This is a genomic window from Streptococcus cristatus, from assembly GCF_008369405.1.
GTDB lineage: Bacteria > Bacillota > Bacilli > Lactobacillales > Streptococcaceae > Streptococcus > Streptococcus cristatus_G.
Map to the genome: position 1 here is coordinate 1 of NZ_VSJJ01000028.1, position 721 is coordinate 721.

1 protein-coding gene is annotated in these 721 nt (G+C 41.1%); it reads left to right on the forward strand.

Going from position 1 to position 721, the window contains the following annotated elements; genetic code table 11:
• Window positions 1-721, forward strand: a 721-nt coding sequence (locus tag FXF62_RS10700; RefSeq protein WP_149518719.1) for an IS110 family transposase, incomplete at both ends; no start/stop codon positions are given.

A 721-nucleotide genomic window follows, 5' to 3' on the forward strand; every position in this document is an offset into this window, starting at 1 on the left:
GAGATTATATTTGAGGCTACAGGCGTCTATTCTCGACGTCTTCAGGTCTTTCTCGAGGAATATGGTTACGCTTACATACGGCTAAATCCTCTGGAAGCTAAGAAGCAATTGGACAGTCTGCGAGTTCGTAAAACAGATAAAATTGACGCTGAAAAGTTAGCTAAATCTCAGCTTGTGCACAATCGTAAACCAACTTACGTGCAGGAAGAAGTTTATCAACACCTTCGTGATTTAAGCCGTTTCTATCAAAATCTGACAGAAGACCTTGTTCGAGCTAAAAACCGTCTGCACAAGGTCCTACAAATCACCTTTCCTGAATTGCAAAATCTCTTATCCACACCAACTGGCGAGCAATATTGGAACTTAGTGATGGCTTTTCCATGCAAAGAGTTTGTATTAAGACTATCTCAAAGTGACTTGTGTGAGATTATCCGTCAATCTACCTCCAAACGCATCTCTGAAAAGCGTATTGCTTACCTGACTGATAAACTTATAAAACTCGCTAAACAATCTTTTTGTGCGGTCAAGAAAAACTCTCCTATGCTTGAAGAGGTTCGTTACTATGCTCAAGAATTGCTTCGCCTTTCTGAACGCAGACAAGTTGTCTTAAACGACATGGTAACTCTAGCTCAGCCTTTACCAGAGTATGACATCTTACGGTCAATTCCTGGCATCGCAGAAACCACAGCGACATCTATCATTGGAGAATTGGGAGATATTC